The organism is Sphingomonas sp. FW306-1B-B10E, from assembly GCF_058782005.1.
The window spans coordinates 1-3393 of record NZ_JBYSXG010000101.1 but is presented as its reverse complement, the minus strand read 5'-3'; the positions used below and the strand labels follow the sequence as shown (position 1 = coordinate 3393).

Sequence of the window (3393 nt, the reverse complement as noted above, 5' to 3'; positions counted from 1 at the left end):
GGGGTACGGGGGGGGGGGGCAAATCGACCGTGGCCGCGAACGTCGCGATCGCCCTGGCCAGGCGCGGGCGCCGCGTCGGGCTGGTCGACGCCGACATCTACGGTCCCTCGCAGACCCGGCTGCTCGGCGTCGACGGCATCCGGCCGCAAGCGCGCGAAAAGACGCTGATCCCGGTGCAGACCAAGTTCGGCGTGCCTTTGCTGTCGATGGGCGGGCTGGTCCCGGAGGGGCAGGCGATCGCGTGGCGCGGATCGATGGCGGGTGGCGCGCTCGGCCAGATGGTCGATGGCGATTGGGGCGACGCCGAGGTGCTTCTCCTCGATCTGCCGCCGGGCACCGGCGACCTCCAGCTGACCATGGTTCAGAAGCACAAGCCCGCCGGCGCGATCATCGTCTCGACGCCGCAGGACCTCGCATTGATCGACGCGACGCGCGCGGTCGACCTGTTCAACAAGGTCGACGTGCCGGTGATCGGCGTGATCGAGAACATGTCGGGCTATGCCTGCCCGCATTGCGGCGAAGTCTCGGACCCATTCGGCAGCGGTGGTGCCGAGGCGGCGGCGGGCGGCATGGGGCTGCCCTTCCTCGGCCGGGTGCCGCTCGAAATGGCGATCCGCGCCGCCTCCGACGCCGGCGATCCGCCCGCCGCGGGGAACGGCCCGCAAGCGGAGACGTTCGCCTTGTTGGCGGCGAAGCTCGACGAGTGGCTGACCGCAAACGGAGGCTGAGCCATGCCGCTGACGCGCGACGAAGACATAAGGGAACTGCTCGAAGAGACGCGGACGATCGCGATGGTCGGCGCGTCGGACCGGCCCGACCGGCCGAGCTATGGCGTGATGGCCTATCTCCAGAGCCGCGGCTACCGCGTGATCCCGGTCAATCCGCAGATCACCGGCGAGCACGTGCACGGCGAGTTCGTCTTCCGCGAGCTCGCCCAGATCGGCGAGCCGATCGACATGGTCGACATCTTCCGTCGCCCGATCGCGGCGGGCGAGGCGGTCGACGAGGCGATCGCCGCGGGTGCGAAGTCGGTATGGCTGCAGATCGGCGTGATCAACGAGGAAGCCGCCGCGCGTGCGGAGGCGGCGGGCCTCAAGGTGGTGATGGACCGCTGCCCCAAGATCGACATCCCGCGCCTCGGCGTCCCGAGGGTCGGCGGGGCGCACTAGGCGCACCCTGTGCTTACTCCGTCCCACCCCGGCGAAGGCCGGGGCCCAGGTTCGGCGAATAGGCGAGGGAGTTCCGCCATCGATGCAACAGTGCAACTGGGCCCCGGCCTCCGCCGGGGTGGTCGATCGGAACGCCGCCAATCCGTGCTCCTGCGAAAGCAGGAGCCTAGGGTTACAAAGGAAAGCGCTCGTGGCCCTGGGCTCCTGCTTCCGCAGGAGCACTAATTAGAGCCGCCCCAGCGCCCCGATCAGCCCCTCGAGATCGCGCATATCCTGGTACAGCCCGAAGCCGATCCGCAGCACGTCGCCGCGCACGTCGACGATGACGTCCTCCGCCTCGAGCTGCGCTTTCCACCGCGCCGCTTGCGGAGCGCGCAGCGCGAGGAAGCGCGCCAGCGATCCCGGGTTGAGCAGTTCCGCCTCGATCGGCAGCGCCGCCAGCAATGCGGCTTTCAGCGCCTCGGCATGGCCGGCGATGTCGGCGGTAGTCAGCCCCTCCTGCCGCAGCATGTCGCGCACCGCGACGAAGCGGTAGATCCCCGATGGATCGAAGGTCGCGCCTAGGAAGCGCCGCGCGTCGGGGGCGTAGCCGACGCTGCCCGGCGGCAGCGAAAGATCGTCGAACTCGGCATACCAGCCAGTGATCTCGGGCCGCGGCCCGAACCCCGGCGGGGCGTGAAGGAAGGCGCAGCCCTCGCCCGCCATCGCATATTTGTAGCCGCCGGCGAGGTAGAAGACGCGGTCGGCTATACCCGAAAGGTCGGTCGGCAGCGCCATGAAGCCGTGATAGCCGTCGATCACCACCCACGGCCCCTCGGGCCGCGCCAGCGCCGCGAGCGCGGCGACCTGCTCGAACACATGGCCGGTGCCGAACTGGACCTGGCTGACGAAGACCAAATCGTGTTCGCCCGCACCGGCGCGCGCGACGATCTCCTCCAAGGGCACCCGCTCGACCGTCACGCTGCCCGCTTCCTCCCAGCGCACGCTCTGGCGCCGGAAGCTGTGGAACTCGCCGTCGCTCGCCAGGATGCGCAGCGGCCGCCGCGGCAGTGCCGAGACGATGCGCAGCAGCAATTCGTGTGTGTTGGGCGCGAACACCACGGTGGTGGGATCGGGCAGCCCCAACTCCGCCGCGACATGGGCCTGCGCCGCAGGCCAGATCTCGCCCATCACCCGCTCCCATTTGCGGTCGGCGAGGCGCACCCCGTCCTCCCACGCGGCGAGCTGACCGAGATAGGAGGCGTCGGGCCAGAGGTGATGCGAATGCGCCGCGAAGTGCAGCCGCTCGGGGGCCGCCGCGATCGCGCGCTGGAACAGATGCTTGTAGCTGGTCACAGCTGCGTCCTGAGCGACCACAATTCCGGAAAGGCGCGCTTCTTGAGCGTCGATTCGAGATAGGGGACGCCCGGCGTGCCGCCGGTGCCTTGCTTCATCCCGATCACCCGGCTGACGGTGAGCACATGCTTGTGCCGCCACGTCGCCATCGCATCGTCGATGTCGACCAGCTTCTCGGCGAGCTGGTACAGGTCCCAATGCGTGTGCGGGTCGCGATAGACTTGGGCCCAGGCCGCTTCGACGCCTTCGTTTGGTTCGTAGGGCTGCGGCCAATCCCGTGCGAGCGCTTCAGCGGGCACCGCGAAGCCCGCGGCGGCGAGCGCGGCGTTGGCATCGTCCCACAGGCTCGGCTCGGCGGCATAAAGCTGGGTGAGCGCGCCCGGCGCACCGCCGCCGCGCACCCCGAGCAGCGTCTCGACCGCGCGGAACTGGTCCGACTGGAAGCCCGAGCTGGGGCCGAGCACTTCGCGGAAGCGGGTATAGTCGCTCGGCGTCATCGTCGCGAGCACGTCCCAGCTGAGCGTCATCACCGCCTGGATTCGGCTGATCCGCGCGAGGTTCTTATACGCCTCGATCAGCCGGCCCTCGCGGACCAACGCCTTGGCCGGCAGCAGCTCGGCAAGGATTTGCTTGAGCCACAGCTCCTTGGTCTGGTGGATGATGATGAACAGCAACTCGTCGTCGCGGTCCGACAGCGGATGCTGCGCGGCGAGCAGCTGGTCGAGCGCGAGATAGCGCCCATAGGTCATGGGTTCGGTCATGACTTTTTCCTCCCTGCTTGCAGGGAGGGGATCAAGGGGTGGGTGCGCGCGTCTTCGCGCTCAAAAAGACTCATCGCCAGGCTCCAGAGCGCCAGACGGGGCATCGAGCCCCGCCCGTCGCTGGACCC

Annotated in this window: 4 protein-coding genes; 2 read left to right on the top strand and 2 right to left on the bottom strand. The window is 69.1% G+C overall.

Features of this window, described 5'->3' with window-relative positions; all coding sequences use genetic code 11:
* Both AC3WJI_RS21445 and AC3WJI_RS21440 read left to right on the top strand, forming a co-directional pair.
* On the top strand, positions 1–728 hold a 728-nt coding region (locus AC3WJI_RS21445; RefSeq protein WP_492759340.1), incomplete at its 5' end, for an Mrp/NBP35 family ATP-binding protein.
* Positions 729–731: 3 nt separating this feature from the next.
* Positions 732–1169 carry a CoA-binding protein gene (locus AC3WJI_RS21440; RefSeq protein ID WP_492759339.1) on the top strand — a complete coding sequence of 146 codons (438 nt, stop codon included), beginning with the start codon at positions 732–734 and terminating at the stop codon, positions 1167–1169.
* A gap of 225 nt (positions 1170–1394) precedes the next feature.
* On the opposite strand, the gene AC3WJI_RS21435 is transcribed toward AC3WJI_RS21440, so the two are convergent.
* Positions 1395–2504: an aminotransferase class V-fold PLP-dependent enzyme gene (locus AC3WJI_RS21435; RefSeq protein ID WP_492759338.1), complete on the bottom strand. Its 1110-nt coding sequence runs from the start codon at positions 2502–2504 to the stop codon at positions 1395–1397.
* Complete coding sequence (locus tag AC3WJI_RS21430) at positions 2501–3265, bottom strand: tryptophan 2,3-dioxygenase (RefSeq protein WP_492759337.1); 765 nt, start codon at positions 3263–3265, stop codon at positions 2501–2503. The genes AC3WJI_RS21435 and AC3WJI_RS21430 overlap by 4 nt, the downstream gene beginning before the upstream one ends.
* Positions 3266–3393 lie beyond the last annotated feature (128 nt).